Origin of the sequence: Mesorhizobium sp. WSM4935, from assembly GCF_029625735.1 — a bacterium.
Lineage (GTDB): Bacteria > Pseudomonadota > Alphaproteobacteria > Rhizobiales > Rhizobiaceae > Mesorhizobium.
On the sequence record NZ_JARTVR010000002.1, the window covers coordinates 589,934 to 607,352 of the forward strand.

Sequence of the window (17,419 nt, forward strand, 5' to 3'; positions counted from 1 at the left end):
GAAGATTGCGTTTTGCGCGTTGCTTTCGATCGCCGGCACCCTCGCAGCCGGCGCCGATCCCCTGCCCGCCGGCTTCGTCAGGCTGGCCGATATCGACCCGACCATCCGCCAGGATATCCGCTACGCCGGCCGCGAAAACTTCCTGCACCGCAAGGTCGATGGTTACGACGCGCCGGTCTGCATCCTGACCGCGCAGGCGGCGAAGGCACTCTCCGGCGTGCAGAGAGCGATAGCCGCCAAGGGCCTGACGCTGGTCGTCTTCGACTGCTACCGCCCGGCGCGCGCGGTTGCCGATATGGACAGATGGACAAGAGAGGGCGGCCCGCCGGATCCGCAATGGTACCCAACGGTCGAACGCGGAGATCTGATCGCCAAGGGCTATGTCGGTGAGTTGTCCAGTCATTCGCGCGGCTCGACGGTCGACCTCGCCATCGCCGAGGCCGCCAGGAAAAGCCCGGTTCATCAGGCTTGCGGCGCGCCCGATGGCGGCACGCTAGACTTCGGCACCGGTTTCGACTGCTTCGATCCGATGAGCGAGACGGCGCACCGCCCGCTTGCCGCCGAAGCGGCGGCGAACCGCAAGATGCTGCTTGGCGCCATGCGTGCCGCCGGCTTCCGCAACTATGCGCGCGAATGGTGGCACTTCAGCCTGGCCAAAGAGCCTTTTCCAAAACAGCGCTTCGATTTTCCGGTCACCGCCGATTGAACCGCCCAGGCTTGCCCTGAGCTCGACGGTTTCTAATTAGCTCGGCTGACGAGGAGCCAAGGGGCAACGCTGAGGACGTCATTTCTTCTTTCGGCCCAATCACGGCGAAAAATTGCTTCGAGGAGGTGAAAAAGGCAACATTCAATGCATCTAAATTCTATAAACTCGGTAGAGTTCGTGCAGTTCAACGGAGGCGGGAATGACCAAACCTCATTTCAGGAAACTGCTCGGCGCCCTGGTCGCCACATCAGTCCAGTTCGGCACGCTCGGTTTCGCATTTGCCGATACGACCATTCTGAATGTGTCCTACGACCCGACACGTGAACTCTATAAAGCCTATGACGAGGCCTTTGCCGCGCACTGGAAGGCGGAGACAGGCGAAACTGTGACCATCCAGCAGTCGCATGGCGGATCCGGCGCACAGGCCCGGGCAGTGATCGACGGCCTGGATGCCGACGTCGTGACGCTGGCGCTCGAAGGCGACATCAACGCCATCGTCTCGAAGACGAAGAAGATCAACCCGGACTGGCGCACGAAATTCGAGAACAACTCGGCACCTTACACCTCGACCATCATCTTCCTGGTGCGCAAGGGCAATCCCAAGGGCATCCACGACTGGAGCGACCTGGTCAAGGACCGCGTCCAGGTCATCACCCCGAACCCGAAGACGTCCGGCGGCGCGCGTTGGAACTATCTCGCCGCCTGGGCCTATGCGAACGCCAATGACGGCAACGACGAAGCCAAGACCAAGGAGTTCGTCGGCAAGCTTTATGCGAACGTCCCGGTCCTCGATACCGGCGCGCGCGGCTCGACGGTGACCTTCGCGCAGAAGGGCCTGGGCGATGTGCTGATAGCCTGGGAGAATGAAGCCTATCTCGCGCTCGACGAATTCGGCGCGGACAATTTCGACATCGTCTATCCGCCGACGTCGATCCTGGCGGAGCCGCCGGTCGCGGTCGTCGACGCCAATGTCGATGCCAAGGGCACGCGCAAGGTCGCTGAGGCCTATCTGAGCTGGCTCTATTCCAAGGAAGCCCAGACCATCATCGCCAAGAACCACTATCGCCCGGCCAAGCCCGACCTGGTGCCGGCCGAGGACCTTGCCAAACTCCCGGCAATCAAGCTGGTCACCATCGACGACCCGCAATTCGGCGGCTGGAAGAAAGCCCAGCCTTACCATTTCGGCGACGGTGGTATATTCGACCAGATCTACAAGCCGGCGCAGTGAGGCCGGACAGCCGGTGAGCCTCGGGCATGCCGGCCGAATGCGACTGGCAAAGCCATTCCGGTTTGAATAGAAGGACGATCCAGAACAGCATGACCACAGCACCCGCCAAGGCGGGGTGGCGATTCAGGCAGCCGAGTGTCATTCCGGGCTTCGGATTGACGCTCGGCTTCTCGCTTGCCTACCTCACGCTCATCATCCTCATCCCGCTTTCCGGGCTGGTCTGGCGTTCGGCCGCGCTCGGCTGGGCCGATTTCTGGGCGATCGCAGTCGACCGGCGCACCCTCAACGCGCTGAAGATAAGCTTCGGCACCGCCTTCCTGGCGGCGGCCGTCAACGTCGTGTTCGGCACCGTCGTCGCCTGGGTGCTGGTCCGTTACCGTTTCCCCGGCCGCCGCATCGCCGACGCGATGGTCGACCTGCCTTTCGCCCTGCCCACGGCCGTCGCCGGCATCGCGCTCACCACGCTCTATGCTCCGAATGGCTGGATCGGCCAGTTGCTGATGCCGCTCGGCATCAAGGTCGCCTACACGCCGCTCGGCATCGTCATCGCGCTGGTGTTCATCGGCCTGCCCTTCGTCGTGCGCACCGTCCAGCCGATCATGGAAGAGCTCGACAAGGAGGTCGAGGAAGCAGCCGCCACGCTCGGCGCCAGCCGTTTCCAGATCATCACCCGCGTGCTTTTCCCGGGCCTGGCGCCGGCGATCATCACCGGCTTCTCGCTCGCCTTCGCGCGCGGCGTCGGCGAATACGGCTCGGTTATCTTCATCGCCGGCAACCTGCCCTTCAAGTCGGAGATCGCGCCGCTTCTGATCGTGATCCGGCTCGAGGAATACAATTACGAGGCGGCGACCGCGATCGCCGCGATCATGCTGGCGCTGTCCTTCCTGATGCTTCTGGTCGTCAATCTCGTCCAGACATGGAGCCGCAAGCGCTATGGCTGATCCCGAGATCAAATCCTACGAGCCGCTCCACGAGAGCCAGTCGGCCGCGGTGACCGAAAGCCGGCCCGTCAAGGCCGTGCTGATGGCAATCGCCCTTGCCTTCCTCGCCGTCTTCCTGCTTCTGCCGCTGATCGTCGTCTTCCACGAAGCGCTTGCCAAAGGCATCGGCGCCTATACCGAAGCCCTTTCCGGCCCCGACACGCGCTCCGCCATCCGCCTGACCTTGCTTGTGGCGGCGATCTCGGTGCCGCTCAACGTCATCTTCGGCATCTCGGCCGCCTGGGCGATCGCCAAGTTCGAGTTCAAGGGCAAGGCGTTTCTGACGACGCTCATCGACCTGCCCTTCTCGGTCTCGCCGGTCATTTCCGGCCTGGTCTATGTGCTGCTCTTCGGCGCGCAGGGATTGCTCGGCGCCTGGCTGAAGGCGCATGGCATCGTCATCCTCTTCGCCGTGCCCGGCATCGTGCTGGCCACCATTTTCGTCACCTTCCCCTTCGTCGCGCGCGAGCTGATCCCGCTGATGCAGGAACAGGGCAATGGTGACGAAGAGGCGGCACTGTCGCTGGGCGCCAGCGGCTGGCAGGCCTTCTGGTATGTGACGCTGCCCAACGTCAAATGGGGACTGCTCTACGGCGTGCTTCTGTGTAATGCGCGAGCCATGGGCGAGTTCGGCGCGGTATCGGTGGTGTCGGGCCACATACGCGGCCTCACCAACACCATGCCGCTGCATGTCGAGATCCTCTACAATGAGTACAACGCCGTCGGCGCCTTTGCCGTCGCTTCGCTGCTCGCCGGCCTGGCGCTGGTGACGCTGGTCTTGAAAACGCTTCTCGAGATGCGCTACGGCGCCGAGATCGCCGCGACACGCGGACACTAGGTGCATGTCACCCAAAAATGCGTAGCGGTTTTGGGATAATGATATGCATCAAAGAACTGAGGGATCTGTATGGAAGTTCGCGTCGTCAATGTGCGCAAGGAGTTCGAGCGGTTTCCGGCGCTCCATGACGTGTCGCTCGACATCAGGTCCGGCGAGCTGATCGCGCTGCTCGGGCCGTCCGGCTCCGGCAAGACGACGCTGCTTCGCCTGATCGCCGGGCTCGAGCGGCCGACCAAGGGCGCGATCTTCTTCGGCGACGAGGACGCTTCGCAGAAGTCGATCCAGGAGCGCAATGTCGGCTTCGTCTTCCAGCATTACGCGCTGTTCCGCCACATGACGGTTGCCGACAATATCGGCTTCGGCCTGAAGGTCCGGCACGGCGCCGCAAGACCGTCGGGGCAGGAAATCCGCCGCCGGGCGCTCGAATTGCTCGACCTCGTCCAACTGTCGGGCCTGGAAAAGCGCTATCCGGCGCAGCTTTCCGGCGGCCAGCGCCAGCGCGTGGCTCTGGCGCGAGCCATGGCGATCGAGCCCAAGGTGCTTCTGCTCGACGAGCCCTTCGGCGCGCTCGACGCCCAGGTTCGCCGTGAGCTGCGCCGCTGGCTGCGCGAGATCCATGACCGCACCGGCCACACGACGGTTTTCGTTACGCATGACCAGGAGGAAGCGCTGGAGCTCGCCGACCGCGTCGTCGTCATGAGCCAGGGCCGCATCGAGCAGGTCGGCACCGCTGACGATATCTACGACACGCCGAACTCGCCCTTCGTCTACTCCTTCATCGGCGAGTCGAGCTCGCTGCCGGTCAAGGTCGAGAACGGTGAGGTCTGGATCGCCGACCGGCCGATCGGCCTGCACGCGCCGCATGCGCCGTCCGGCGAGGCGGTTCTCTATTTCCGTCCGCACGATGTCGACCTGCTCGACGGCTGCAGCGGCTGCATCGCCGGCACGGTTGCCGCCAGCCGCCGCGTCGCCGGCACCAGGCGCGTCGAGCTCGAGGTCGGCGGCGAGCGCCAGCGCGTCGAGATCGAGCTGCCCGTCGACCATCCCGCCGCGCAGAAGAGCCGCGTGGCTTTCAGGCCGCGACGCTGGAAGCTTTTTCCCAAGTCGTGAATTAACTTCATGCCCTCCAGCGCCCAGGCCTGGCGTTATCCATGAATCTGCTTGGAAGAAAATCCTAGCAAAGAGCTGTTTCGGCGAGATATTTTCCAAACCCTCGCTCGCCGCTCTGAGCGCGTGCCTCGTCGCGCCAGCCTTTCCCGACTATGGTCGCGCCATAGCTTCGATCCATTTCCAAGGAGCCTGCTTTCATGAAGGGTCTATTGCTCGGCATCGCGGCTGTTGCCGTTCTCGCCCTCGCGTCCTCCCAAGCCTGGTCGGCCGACAAGCTCTTGAATGCATCCTATGACGTCGGCCGCGAGCTGTTCGCCGACATCAACAAGGCCTTCATTGTCAAGCACCCCGGCATCACGATCGATCAGTCGCATGCCGGCACCTCGGCGCAGGCGCGCGCCATCGCCGAAGGTCTTGGCGCCGATGTCGTCACCTTCAACCAGGTCACCGACGTCGACTTCCTGGTCAAGAAGGGCCTTGTCTCAGCCGACTGGCAGAAGGATTTCCCTGACAACGCCTCGCCCTTCTATTCCTTGCCTTCGTTCCTTGTCCGCGCGGGCAATCCCAAGCACATCAAGGACTGGAACGACCTGGTGCGTGACGACGTGCAGGTGATCTTCCCGAATCCGAAGACGTCGGGCAATGCGCGCTATACCTATCTCGCCGCAACGGCCTACGCTAAGGAAGCCTTCAAGGGCGACGACGCCAAGGTGAAGGAGTTCATCAACAAGCTCTTCAACAACGTGCCGATCTTCGACACCGGCGGGCGAGCCGCCACCACGACTTTCGTCCAGCGCGAAATTGGCGACGTGCTGATCACCTTCGAGTCGGAGACGCGCGGCATCCGCAAGGAGTATGGCGACGACAAATTCGAGCAGGTCACGCCTTCGGTCAGTCTGCTCGCCGAGTTCCCGGTGGCGATCGTCGACAAGGTAGCCGACGAGCATGGCAGCCGCGATCTCGCCAAAACCTACCTCGACTTCCTCTACACGCCGGACGGCCAGGAGATCGCCGCCGAGAACGGCTTGCGGGTTCGCGACGCTACGGTGGCCGCCAAGCACAAGGCCGACTTCCCGGACGTCCGGCTACTGACCGTCGAGGAAATCTTCGGTGGCTGGGACAAGGTGCAGAAGGAGCATTTCGCCGCCGGCGGACTGCTCGATCAGGCCTACGGCAGCCGCTGAGCCGCCGTACAATCAGGAAGCGCAGGAAAGCCGGCTTTAGCCGGTTTCCTCATTTGGGCCGGCCGGCACTTCGCAGGGGAAATCCGGCATCCAACGTGAAAAACGTTACGAAGAATCAACGCGTTTGTGCCTAAGTTGCCGGGCAAATTGTTAGGCCAGGCGGTCAACTGTCATGATTTGCACACAAACAACCGCCAGATGCAGGCGCATTGGGGTTTGATGAATTGAATCGGGCATGCTGACCAAAAAAGGCAAATACGGCCTCAAGGCCCTTGTGCATCTTTCCGGCCTGCCGGCTGGCCAGCTTGCATTTGTCAACGACATTGCGGTGGCCAACAACATCCCGAAGAAATTCCTTGATGCGATCCTGGGTGAGCTGCGCAATGCCGGTTTCGTCCAGAGCCGCAAGGGCAAGGAAGGCGGCTACCGCCTCGCTCGCCCCGCTTCCGAGATCAAGATCGGCCATGTCGTGCGCGTGCTCGACGGCCCGCTGGCGCCGATCCCTTGCGCCAGCCGCACGCAATACCAGCGCTGCGAGGATTGCGACGAGGCCACCTGCCAGGTCCGCCACATGATGCTGGAAGTGCGCCAGGCGATCGCCGAGGTGCTGGACAACCGCAGCCTCGCTGCCATGCGCGATGCCGACAACGACGATTTCCCGGCGGAGCTCACGTCTCAGATTTGAGGCAGATCGTGGAAAAGCGCGGCGGCCAGGCTCGACCGCTTCGCCAAGCTTCCGCCCACAATTGCGCCAGACGATAAGCCCCGGCCCCGACTTGTCGCTCTTGGTTGCCAGTCCACTGCGGACGCAGTAAAGCGGCAGAGCATGGTCCCGAAGTGGTAACCGGTTTCGGGCAAGATCATGCTCCATCACAAAGAGTGGAACAGGGCTCTGACGCATGAGGCTGCCTTGGCTTGGCAATTCCCGCAGGGCCAGCCGGCAGCCAACGTCGAACGACATCTATCACACCGAGATCACCGCCGACGTGCCGGTGCCGGAGCGCGACGAGTCCGTTCGCTTCTTCACTCGCAAGGTTATCCGCCCCGGAAAACTGCGCCGTTTCACCAATCGGGACCTGCGGGAGAGCCTGCTGTCCTGTTTCTATCTCGGCGTCGCGGCGATCCTGCCGGTCTCCTGGTGGAGCCCCATCTGCGGCTGGGTGTCCAGGCTTCGGCGCAAGCGCCACTTTCGCAAGGACTTCGCCCGCTACGACGTCGCGGTCAGGGCCGTGCTCGGCAACGCCGTCGACACGCGAGAGATGTTCAAGGCGCAGCTCGCCGCCATTCACCGCCGGCGGCTGACGCTTGCGGCGCATCTCGTCGCCGACTGGCGCTGGTCGCCGGCGATCCGGCTCGAAGGCCTCGGGGCCCTGCGACAAGCCCTGCGCAACGGGCGCGGCGCCATCATATGGTGCGATCAGTTCACGTCGCAGACGATCATGGGCAAGCGCGCCTTGCACGAGGCCGGCGTCGATACCCATCAGGTGAGCGCCCAGTATCACGGCTTCACCCCGAGCCAATTCGGCTTCCGCGTGATCAACCCGCCGCTGGTCAAGGTCGAGAACCGGTTCCTGAAGAGCCGGATCGTCTTTGAGCGCACCGACGCCTATCAGGTCACCACGCGCATCCAGAAGGTGCTGAAAGCAAACGGCGTGGTGCTGATGACCAACACCATCTATGCCGGCTCCGCCTTCACCGAGGTCGCCATGGGCGAGCGCGGCTGGACCCACCTCGCCTCGGCGCCGGCAAACTTCGCCGCGCGCGCGGGTGCGGCGCTGTTTCATATGGCGACGATCGAGACGGTCCCTTTTCGCCAGTATCGGGCGATCCTTAGCGAGTTGAGCGCGAATCCGGAGGCGCCTACATCGCCTTCCAAGGACACGACAGGGAAGAACCTCGTCCTTCAGGCGGGATTTATCCTATCGAAGCGTGACCAGATGCTGGAAACGCTCAAACTCTGTCCGGAGCAGATGATGGCCTGGTCGAGCGCCGTGCGGCTGACCGAGCGGCCAACCGAGGCCGCGATCGGCAATGAGGGCGCCTGAAGCCCCTGTCCGGTGCGTATGGCGGAAATCACTGACCCCGGCCGATGACTTCTTTCACGATCCCTGCGACACTTCGCGTTCCGTCGACCATCACCGCCCGTTCGTCCGCGGAAGGCTCTTCCAGCGTGGCGAACTGGCTGTCGACGAGGCTTGTGGGCATGAAATGGCCCTTGCGGTTGGCGACCCGGCGCCAGGCGGTCTCGCGATCGACCTTGAGATAGAGGAAAACCATACCGGGACAAAAGCGGCTCAGCCGGTCACGATAGGCTCGCTTGAGCGCCGAGCACGCCGCCACTGCCTTTCGTCCATCGGCAACGGAGGTTGCGATGCGCTCGCCTATGGCGTCGAGCCAGCCCTCGCGCAGCGCATCGGTCAGCGGCTCGCCACGTGACATGCGTGATACGTTCTCCGGCGGATGCAGCCGGTCTCCTTCGATGAAGTCGGCGCCAAGCGCCGTGGCGAGCGCCTCGCCCACGGCCGTTTTGCCGCAACCGGCGACACCCATCACGACGATGGCCGGCACCGTCCGAAGATGGTTCATGCGGAGCTCCGGGATCTGCGGTCTTGCGCTCGCCTCATCCACGGTCAGCGGCTCGCCGGCGCGCGTCCATAGAGCAGAAGCATGGCGACGATCACGACGCCGTAAATGATCTGCCGTCCCGCCTCGGGCATCTGCATGACCGAGAGGATGGACTGCAAGAGCGTGATCAGGATCACGCCGGCCACCGTGCCGAGATAGGAGCCGCGCCCGCCGAGGATCGAAGTGCCGCCAAGCACCACCGCGGCGATCGAGGGCAGCAGATAGGCATCACCCATGGATTGGGCCGCCTTCGACGCATAGCCCGCCAGCAGCACGCCGCCAAAGGCCGACAGCCCGCCGGAGACGGCGAAGGCGATCATCACGACGCGGCGCGTGTCGATACCGGAAAGATAGGCGGCGCGCTCACGGTTGCCGATACCGTAGACGGCGCGGCCGAAGCTGGTGCGGGTTAAAACAAAGACCGTCGCGGCGCCGATCAGCGCCCAGATGATGACGGCGTTGGGAACGCCCGGAATGGTGAAGCCGGTCGCCAGGTATCGCATCGCGGCGGTCGCCGAATCCTGCGGCGAGAAGCCGCCCGTATAGACCACCATCAACCCTTGCGCGACGGCATTGGTGGCCAAAGTGATGATCATCGAGGGGATGCGCAGATAGGCGACGCCGATGCCGTTGACGATGCCGATCGCCACGCCGCACAGCACCCCAAAAGGGATGGCCACGGCAACGCCGGCCGGGCCATAGGCGGCGGCCGCGCAGGCCATCATGGCGCCTGTAGCCACTGACCATGGCACGGACAGATCGATCTGGCCGAGCAGGATGACCAGCATCATGCCGGTGGCGATGACGCCGAGGAAGGACGCGACCTTCAGCTGCTGCAGCAGATATTCCGGCGAAAGAAAGCTGCGCGAATAGAGGCTGCCGAGCAAAAGCAGGATGACGATGCAGGCAAATGCCGTGAGCACCGCCGGATCAGCGCGTCGCAGAAACTTGGGCATGCGGTTGGCGATGCCGCCAAGCGTCGTCTCGCTCACAGGAACCACTCCAACCGGTTGCGCACCCGAAACAGCGCGAAAGCGCCGAGGCTGACCGCGATCAGCAGGATAACGCCCTGGAACAGCGGCTGCCAGAGCGGATCGAAGTCGAAGACGAACAACAGATCGCCGATGGTGCGGAAGGCGAGCGCGCCGAAGATCGCGCCGATGGCGCTGCCCTTGCCGCCGAACAGCGAAACGCCGCCGAGCACGACCGCCGCGATCGAGAACAGCGTGTAGGAATTGCCGCTCGCATAGGCCGCCTCGCCGGTATAAGTGAAGAAGGTGAGGAACAGGCCGCCGATGGCCGCAAGCAGGCCGGCAAGCGTGTATGCCAGAAACTTGCCCCTGCGGATCGGCACGCCCGACATGTAAGCCGCCGTCTCTGAAGAGCCCGCCGCATAAGCGGCGCGCCCGAGTTCGGAACGGCTGAACGGCACCCAGACGACGAGCACGACGACGAGCAGCGCCACGAGGCTCGCCGGCACCAAGCCGAAGAAACGTCCGGTCAGGAAATCCGCGAGGTCCTCGTTGACCGAGCCGCCGGGAACCGGACGCAAAAGCAGCGCCAGACCGAAAAAGACGGCGCCCGTGGCGATGGTGGCGACTATCGGCTGCAGCCTGCCATAAATAACGATGGCGCCGTTGGCCGCCCCGCAGAGCAGTCCGGTGCCAAGCACCGCCAACACCCCAAACGCCGTCTCCAGGCCGGTGCCGATCACCAGCCATGAAGCCATGCAGTTGGTGAGCGTAAAGATCATGCCGACCGACAGATCGATGCCGGCGGTGATCACCACCAACGTCTGTGCCATGGCGACGAAGGCAAGCAACACGCCCTTGTTGGCGGCCGTCTGCACGACATTGGGGGTGAAGCCCGCCGGATGGTTCGCGCTGTAGATGGCGAACATGACGATGAAGATGCCGAAGGCCAAAAGCGTTCCGCGCTGCTCGGCCAACAAGTAGCGCCAGTCCTTCACACCTTCGCTCCTAAGTCGATGCGGGAGTTGTCCCCGTGGATGTTGAGCGCGCTGGCAATCAGCGCGTGCTCGGTGATCCCATCGCCGACCAGCTCGCGCTTGACCGCGCCGTCATAGAGCACCAGCACGCGGTCGCAGCAGCCGATCAACTCGTCGTAGTCGGTCGAATAAAACAGGATCGCGGCTCCCGCATCCGCCAGCTTGCGCATCAGCTGATAGAGCTCCTGCTTGGTGCCGACATCGATGCCGCGCGTCGGATCGTTGAGCAGGATGATGCGCGGTTGCCGCATCAGCCATTTGGCGATGACCACCTTCTGCTGGTTTCCGCCCGAGAGCGCGCCGACGGGAATGTCGAGCCCCGCCGTCTTGATCGCCAGCAGCCCGACCATGTCGTCGATCAGGCGCTGCTCCGCGGCACGGTCTATGATGCCGCCCTTGGCCAGCCGGTCGAGGGCTGCGAAGGAGAGGTTTTCGCGCACCGTCATCGGCAGCATCAGCCCCTCGGTCTTGCGATCCTCGGGGATCAGCGCCATTCCGATGCGACCGTGGCTGGCTGCGGTCGGGCTGGCGATCGAAACCGGCTTGCCGTCGATCAGCACCTCGCCGCGCAGACCGCGCAGCACGCCGAAAAAGGCCAGCAGCAATTCGCGCTGACCCTGCCCGTCGAGACCGCCCAGGCCGACGACTTCGCCGGCCCTGACGGTCAGCGAAATATTGTCCAGCCGGTCGGCCCAGGAGAGATTACGCGCTTCGAGCACCGGCGTGGCGGCCGAGACACCAACGGGTTTCGGCGGGAAGATGTGGCTGTATTCGCGGCCGATCATCAGCTCGACCACCTCATTGTCGCTCTTCGAGCCCGCCGGGTAGCTCGCGACATTGCGGCCGTTGCGGAACACCGTGCAATGGTCGGCAAGTTCGGCGATCTCGTTCATGCGGTGCGAGATATAGAGCAGCGCCAGTCCTTCCGAGCGCAGCCGCTTCAATACCTCGAAGACCTTGGCGACGTCCGCCGCCGTCAGCGCCGAAGTCGCTTCGTCGAGGATCAGGATGCGCGGCTTGCGAGCCAGCGCCTTGGCGATCTCCACCATCTGCCGGCGCGACAGCGGCAGGTCCTTGACGAGCGCGCGAGGGTGGATGTCGGAGGCGCCGGCGCGTGCCAGCGCCTCTTCCGCGATGCGCCGCTGCGCCCTTCGGTCGATCATGCCGAAGCGCTTCGGTGGATCGGAAATGACGATGTTGTCAGCGACGCTTAATTCCGGGATGAGCGACAATTCCTGAAAGATGCAGACGATTCCGGCCTGGTTGGCCGCAGCCGGCGAGGCGAAGCTCACTTCGCGGCCGTCGAGCGTCATCGTGCCTTCGTCGGGCGCCACGACGCCGGCCATGACCTTGATCAGCGTCGATTTGCCGGCGCCGTTCTCGCCCAGAATAGCGTGGATGCCGCCCGCGGTGACCGTCAGGTCGGCCTTTTCAAGGGCTCGCACGCCGCCATAACGCTTGGAGATGCCTTCCATGCGGAAGAGCGGAGCCGCGCCGTCCATTGGCCCTCCCCGGCCGTTTCGAGTTGAGAACAGGAGGACGGTACCGCGAGCTCGCCGCGGCACCGTCCGGTCAGACTATTTGTTTTCCTTGGTCTGGCCCATGATTTCCTGCGCGGTGAAATTGATGCCGCAGGTCGGGAAGGAATTGCCGACGAAGAAATTGTCGGACTGGTCGGGGAAGAAATCCTGCCCTGCCTTGAAGTTCGGATCCTCGACGATAGCCAAAGGCAGCTTTATCGACTGTGGCACGACATTGCCTTCGAGCGCGGCAATCGCCGTCTTGATGGCGACCGCAACTTGGGCCGGGCCGGTACCGGCGGACGAGCATTTCAGCCCGTCGGCCGCATGCGCGGCACAGAATTTGCGGAAGCCGTTTTCCGTCTCGCCGCCGAACGGCACGAACGGATGCTTGGCGTCGATCATCGCCTGCACGATCCCGGTGTCGCCGCCCTGCCCGGTGATACCGTCAAATGGCCCGCTGGTGGCGATCGCATCGGCCGTGGCCTTCTGCGCCACGCCGTCATCCCACTTGCCGACCACCTCGGTGACGTTCCACTTCTTGCCGGAAGCATCCAGCACCTCATGGATACCGTTGTGGCGATCGGTGTCGACCGAGGTCCCGGCAACGCCGCGTACCTCCAGCACCTTGCCGCCATTCGGCACATGGGAGACCAGCCACTTGCCCCAGAGCTCGCCAAGGCCCTTCTGGTCGACATTGACGTTGATGGCATCCTTGGTGTCGAGGATGTTGTCGAACGCGACGAGCACGACGCCGGCTTCCTTGGCGCGCTTGATGACCGGCCCGAACGCTGTCGGATTCTGTGCGTTGACCACGATCGCGTCAAAGCCGGAATCGATGAAGTTGTTGATCGCCGAAATCTGCGCCGGCACGTCCTCGCCAGTCGACACGACCTTGAATTCCTTGAGCTTCTTGGCGACATCCGGTTGCGCCGCATAGGCCTTGGCCGTCTGGATCATCTGAATGCGCCAGGTGTTGGCGATGTAGCCGTTGGCAAGCGCGATGCGGTAAGGACCCTCTTTCTTCGGATATTTGAAAAACTGCGTATCGGCTGTCCAGGGGACAAAGCAGTCCGGTTCTGCCGCGGGTCCCTTGACCACTTCAGGTCCGGCGATCGCCGATGAACCCAGCATGACGAATGCAGTGGCGGCAATGACGCCGCCAACCAGTGACTTGATCATCGATATTCCTCCCAGTTGCAGTTTCTGCTTGTAATCACTCCTGGCGCTGCCGGTCGGCACCCTCTGCCCAACCGCACACGCCCACCGGGGAGCCGCGTCGCCCCGATCCTCCTCCCTCACCTCCTCGGCAGTTTAGAAAACTATCATATTATACATAATAAACAAGCAACGGCTGTTGCTTATGTATAATAAACAGCCTCGGATCTCCGCCGAATGTTGATTTTACAGACAAATGGTAGCGCTACCATGATTGGGTGTAAAGCGCCGGCTTAGACATTTTTCCGGGGCTCTTCAACGCGCGGTGCTCTCGCGCGGCATGAGCTCAAAACCGAGGTCGACGATCCGTTGTTCCGGCCGGTTTCCGGCGATTGCCGCAAGCGCCATGGCGACGGCGCGCGTGCCGATCTCGTAGCGATGCGTCCGCACGCTGGTGATCGAAGGAAACGACACCTGCATCATGTCGAGATCGTTGAAGCCGGCAATGCCGATCTGCTTGGGCACATCGATGGAAGCGCGATGGCATTCGAACAGAACGCCGAGCGCGATATCGTCATTGTTGCAGAACACGCCGTCCAGCGTCGGCATCTTGGCCAGCGCGTCGCGGAACAGCTCGCGCCCGAGGCTCACGCTTGACGGCACCGGCGTTGTGGTAATCAGCCGCGGATCGAACAGGCCGGCGGCCTCCATGGCGGCGCGATAGCCGGCAAGGCGCCGCTGCGATCGCGGATCCATCCTGGCGCCGATGAAGCCGATCTTGCGGTATCCGGCTTCAAGGAGGTGCTCGGCGGCCGTCCTGCCGCCATCGAAATGCGAAAAGCCGACCATCATGTCGACCGGATCCGGCCCGGTCTCCATCACCTGCACCACCGGGCAGCCGGCATTCTCCAGCAGTCGCCGCGCGCTGGGCGTCTGGTCGATGCCGGCCACGATGAGTGCCGCCGGGCGTTGCGATCCGAAGACCTGCAGCAACCGCTCTTCTTCCAGGCCCGAATAGTGGGTATTGCCGATCTGGATGCGGAATGGACTGTCGGAAAGGCTGTCATAGATGCCGCGCACCACTTCGGCGAAGACGTTGTTGGTGAGCGACGGCACCAGCACGCCGAACACTTCGGCACGCGCCGAAGCAAGCGCGCGGGCGTTCGGGTCGGGCACGTAGCCGAGTTCGTCGACCGCGGCCAGTATCTGCCGGCGAAGGTCCTCCGACACCCGCCCGGGCTCGCGCAGAGCCCGCGACACGGTGATCGCGCCGACACCGGCCTTGCGCGCCACATCGGCAATGGTCGGACGTCCGCCGCCGCGGCGGGAGCGCGGCCTGGTCAACGCCTTGTCCCCCCGCCCTCGACACACGACCGCAATGTCCGGATCGGCATCCGTGTCATCGCGCCACCAGTCAGCTCACCAAGTCAGCATTGCCGATTGGCGTCGCGCATGCGTCAGCCGTTGTCAAGCAAGCCGATGTCGGCGCCCAAGGCCCGTCAGGCGATCGCGGCGGCGCTGCGGTTGGCTTTCCACATCAAGAGCATGATGGCCGCGAGGTTGACGAGGTTCCAGCCGATTCCGTTCAGGAACGCGGCGGCATAGGAGCCGGTGAGGTCGTAGATCCAGCCCGACATCCAGCCGCCCACCGCCATGCCGAAGATCGTCGCCATCAGGACGATGCCGACGCGCTGGCCGGCTTCCCTCGCCGGCATATAGTCGCGCACGATGATGGCATAGCAGGGCACGATGCCGCCTTGCGACAGGCCGAAGACCAGCGAAACGATATAGAGCGAGGCAAGCCCGTCGAAGGGAATGTAGAAGAGCAGCGACAGGCACTGCAGCGCCGAACCGATCAGCAGCGTCTTCACCGCGCCGATGCGGTCGGCGAGGAAGCCGGAGCCTATCCGGCTGACGACGCCGGCCGCCAGCATGATCGACAGCATGTCGGCGCCGCGCGCGACGCCGTAGCCGAGATCCATGCAATAGGCGACGATATGCACTTGCGGCATCGACATAGCCATGCAGCAGCCAAAGCCCGCGATCACCAGCAGGACCTGCAATTGCGAGGGCGACAGCGAGATCGGCTGCACCGGCCGCGCCCGAGGCGCGCCGGAAATCCCCTCATGCGGCGCGCGCCGGCGCAACAACAGGACCAGCGGCACCATGGTGACGATGCAGAGGACCCCGATCAGCGCATAGGTGAAACGCCAGCCATGGCCTTCCATCACATAAGGCATGATCGTCGGCCAGATCGCTCCGGCAATGTAATTGCCCGATGCCGCCACCGTCACCGCGACCCCACGGCGGCGATCGAACCAGTGCGAGACGTCTGCGATCAGCGGCCCGAAGATCGCCGAACAGCCGACGCCGATCAGCAAGCCTTGAGCAAGCGTGACGCCCAGGATCGAATTGGCGAGCGATGCCAGCAGAAACCCCGCGCCAAGCGCGAGCGAAGCGGCGAGCGCCGGTATCCAGTATCCAAAACGATCTATGGCGCGTCCGATCAGCGCATTGCCGGCGGCGAAGCCTACCATGGTCGCCGTATAGGGCATGGAGGCGCCGGCGCGATCGATGCCGAATTCGGCCTGCACGGCAGGCAGGACCACGACCACCGCCCAGGTGCCGACGCCGCCGATCGTCGCCAGCAGCAAGGAGATGCCGAGCCGCATCCATGCATAGAAACTGTCTATGCCGGCTTTGCTTGCCGCGTTTCCTGGAAGTGTCGTCACGGCGTCTCCTGTCCGCGATTTCTTCGAGATCGCGTGTTTGAACGCACTATCGGCCCATTTTCCGAGCCGAGCAGCGCCACGACGGGCAAATCCGTGGCTCCAGAACCGGAACCCGCCTCACCGCTTGGAGTTTGCCTGAGAGCAATTCCAGGAAAAGTGTCCGTCCGGAATTGCGTGAAACAAAGCGATAGAGCGGTTCGGCCTTTTCCGTGAAACGCTGAAGCGCTCCAGGAAGGAGTTCACCATGACCGCCAAAAAGAAATGGTCGGCCGACGTGACCGAGCACAGCGATGCGCTCGATCTTGAGGAGCACGTCTTCGAATCCGACGACGCCAAGAAGATAGCCGCCTCGCTGAAGCGGTCGGCCGAGCACAGCGACCGGCGCAAGGCCGAGCCGTTTCAATCCGCTATGTCGATGTTGAATTTCTACATCAACCGCGCCGGCAAGAACCTGCCCGAAGAGCGCAAGAAAGTGCTGGAAAAGGCGAAGGACGAGCTGCGCGTCGCCTTCGGCCGCGAGAAGCAGGACTAGGTCTGCCAGGCAGGCCCTAACGCGATTGAATGACTTCGTCGGTATTGGCCAGCAATTTGCGGACCGCGTTGCGCGCGGCATCCGGCCTCTTGAGGCGGATGTTTCTCTCGATCGCCTCGTGCAGCTTCTGGGCATGCTGCAGATCGTCCAGCTCGCGCGTCGTATAGGTGAAGAGATGATCGAAGGCGGATTCGATCAGCACGCCAAGCGGAACCAGGAGGTCGTTGCCCGAGGCCCTGAGGATGGCGAGGTGGAAGCGCGTGTCGGCGCGGGTTCGCTCCTGCAGATTGGTGGCCTCGCGCATCTCGCGGCAGGCCTGGCTGATCTCGGCCATCTGCTCGTCGGTGCGCCGCATCGCCGCGAAGGCCGTTGCCTCCGGCTCGATGATATGGCGGAACTCCTGCACCGTCTTCAGGAAAACCTCGCGGTCCGGCGACGTCGCGTACCAGGACAGCACGTCGCGGTCGAGCAGGTTCCAGCGTTCCTTCGGTTCGACCCAACTGCCGATCTTCGGCCGTGACGCCAGCAGGCTCTTGGCCATCAGCATCTTGATCGCCTCGCGCACCGCGGAGCGGCTGACGTCGAAAGTCTCCGACCATTTCGCTTCATTGGGCAGAATGGTGCCTGGCGGATAGTCGCCGCGCACGATGCGCAACCCGATCTCGCTGGCCAAAGAGGTATGCACGCTGGCGCCGGGGATGCGAGGCGCGTCGGACCGGCGAACGCCGGCCGGACGCTCTGCGGCCGCCGTCTTCGTCGGCCTTTTTTCGTTATTCGGCTTCGCGTCCCGCATAGGTC

The 17,419-nt window shown here is 63.6% G+C and carries 17 protein-coding genes; 9 read left to right on the plus strand and 8 right to left on the minus strand.

Features of this window, described 5'->3' with window-relative positions:
- The first annotated feature begins 19 nt into the window (after positions 1-19).
- The 8 genes from P9273_RS07030 to P9273_RS07065 all read left to right on the plus strand — a co-directional run bounded on the left by P9273_RS07030 (position 20) and on the right by P9273_RS07065 (position 8,091).
- Positions 20-706 carry a M15 family metallopeptidase gene (locus P9273_RS07030; RefSeq protein WP_278048231.1) on the plus strand — a complete coding sequence of 229 codons (687 nt, stop codon included), beginning with the start codon at positions 20-22 and terminating at the stop codon, positions 704-706.
- 199 nt (positions 707-905) lie between these two features.
- Positions 906-1,934: a sulfate ABC transporter substrate-binding protein gene (locus P9273_RS07035; protein ID WP_278048232.1), complete on the plus strand. Its 1,029-nt coding sequence runs from the start codon at positions 906-908 to the stop codon at positions 1,932-1,934.
- 89 nt (positions 1,935-2,023) lie between these two features.
- Positions 2,024-2,875, plus strand: a complete 852-nt coding sequence (gene cysT / locus P9273_RS07040; RefSeq protein ID WP_278048233.1) for a sulfate ABC transporter permease subunit CysT — start codon at positions 2,024-2,026, stop codon at positions 2,873-2,875.
- Complete coding sequence (cysW, locus tag P9273_RS07045) at positions 2,868-3,752, plus strand: sulfate ABC transporter permease subunit CysW (protein WP_278048234.1); 885 nt, start codon at positions 2,868-2,870, stop codon at positions 3,750-3,752. The genes cysT and cysW overlap by 8 nt, the downstream gene beginning before the upstream one ends.
- Positions 3,753-3,821: 69 nt before the next feature.
- Positions 3,822-4,862, plus strand: a complete 1,041-nt coding sequence (locus tag P9273_RS07050) for a sulfate/molybdate ABC transporter ATP-binding protein (RefSeq protein WP_278048235.1) — start codon at positions 3,822-3,824, stop codon at positions 4,860-4,862.
- Positions 4,863-5,059: 197 nt separating this feature from the next.
- Positions 5,060-6,046, plus strand: coding sequence for a sulfate ABC transporter substrate-binding protein (locus tag P9273_RS07055; protein WP_278048236.1), 987 nt, complete (start codon positions 5,060-5,062; stop codon positions 6,044-6,046).
- Positions 6,047-6,281: 235 nt separating this feature from the next.
- Positions 6,282-6,731: an RrF2 family transcriptional regulator gene (locus P9273_RS07060; RefSeq protein WP_040984137.1), complete on the plus strand. Its 450-nt coding sequence runs from the start codon at positions 6,282-6,284 to the stop codon at positions 6,729-6,731.
- Positions 6,732-6,945: 214 nt separating this feature from the next.
- Positions 6,946-8,091: a hypothetical protein gene (locus P9273_RS07065; RefSeq protein WP_278048237.1), complete on the plus strand. Its 1,146-nt coding sequence runs from the start codon at positions 6,946-6,948 to the stop codon at positions 8,089-8,091.
- Positions 8,092-8,119: 28 nt separating this feature from the next.
- On the opposite strand, the gene P9273_RS07070 is transcribed toward P9273_RS07065, so the two are convergent.
- The 7 genes from P9273_RS07070 to P9273_RS07100 all read right to left on the minus strand — a co-directional run bounded on the left by P9273_RS07070 (position 8,120) and on the right by P9273_RS07100 (position 16,029).
- Entirely contained in the window at positions 8,120-8,632 is a 513-nt protein-coding gene (locus tag P9273_RS07070) for a gluconokinase (RefSeq protein ID WP_278048238.1), read from the minus strand.
- A 44-nt stretch (positions 8,633-8,676) separates the two neighbouring features.
- Positions 8,677-9,663 (minus strand): ABC transporter permease, encoded by a 987-nt coding sequence (locus P9273_RS07075; RefSeq protein ID WP_040996228.1) that lies wholly within the window; start codon positions 9,661-9,663, stop codon positions 8,677-8,679.
- Entirely contained in the window at positions 9,660-10,640 is a 981-nt protein-coding gene (locus tag P9273_RS07080; protein ID WP_278048239.1) for an ABC transporter permease, read from the minus strand. The genes P9273_RS07075 and P9273_RS07080 overlap by 4 nt, the downstream gene beginning before the upstream one ends.
- Positions 10,637-12,181 carry a sugar ABC transporter ATP-binding protein gene (locus P9273_RS07085; protein WP_278048240.1) on the minus strand — a complete coding sequence of 515 codons (1,545 nt, stop codon included), beginning with the start codon at positions 12,179-12,181 and terminating at the stop codon, positions 10,637-10,639. The genes P9273_RS07080 and P9273_RS07085 overlap by 4 nt, the downstream gene beginning before the upstream one ends.
- A gap of 75 nt (positions 12,182-12,256) precedes the next feature.
- A complete protein-coding gene (locus tag P9273_RS07090) occupies positions 12,257-13,381 on the minus strand; it encodes a sugar ABC transporter substrate-binding protein (RefSeq protein WP_040995953.1) in 1,125 nt (374 codons plus the stop codon).
- A gap of 291 nt (positions 13,382-13,672) precedes the next feature.
- Positions 13,673-14,701: a LacI family DNA-binding transcriptional regulator gene (locus P9273_RS07095; RefSeq protein ID WP_040995955.1), complete on the minus strand. Its 1,029-nt coding sequence runs from the start codon at positions 14,699-14,701 to the stop codon at positions 13,673-13,675.
- Positions 14,702-14,856: 155 nt separating this feature from the next.
- Entirely contained in the window at positions 14,857-16,029 is a 1,173-nt protein-coding gene (locus P9273_RS07100; RefSeq protein WP_278048392.1) for an MFS transporter, read from the minus strand.
- Between the two features lie 304 nt (positions 16,030-16,333).
- On the opposite strand from P9273_RS07100, the gene P9273_RS07105 reads away from it, so the two are divergent.
- Entirely contained in the window at positions 16,334-16,621 is a 288-nt protein-coding gene (locus tag P9273_RS07105) for a DUF3175 domain-containing protein (RefSeq protein WP_040996231.1), read from the plus strand.
- Between the two features lie 16 nt (positions 16,622-16,637).
- Here P9273_RS07105 and P9273_RS07110 read toward each other — a convergent pair whose 3' ends face one another.
- Complete coding sequence (locus tag P9273_RS07110; protein ID WP_278048241.1) at positions 16,638-17,414, minus strand: FadR/GntR family transcriptional regulator; 777 nt, start codon at positions 17,412-17,414, stop codon at positions 16,638-16,640.
- Between the last annotated feature and the right edge of the window lie 5 nt (positions 17,415-17,419).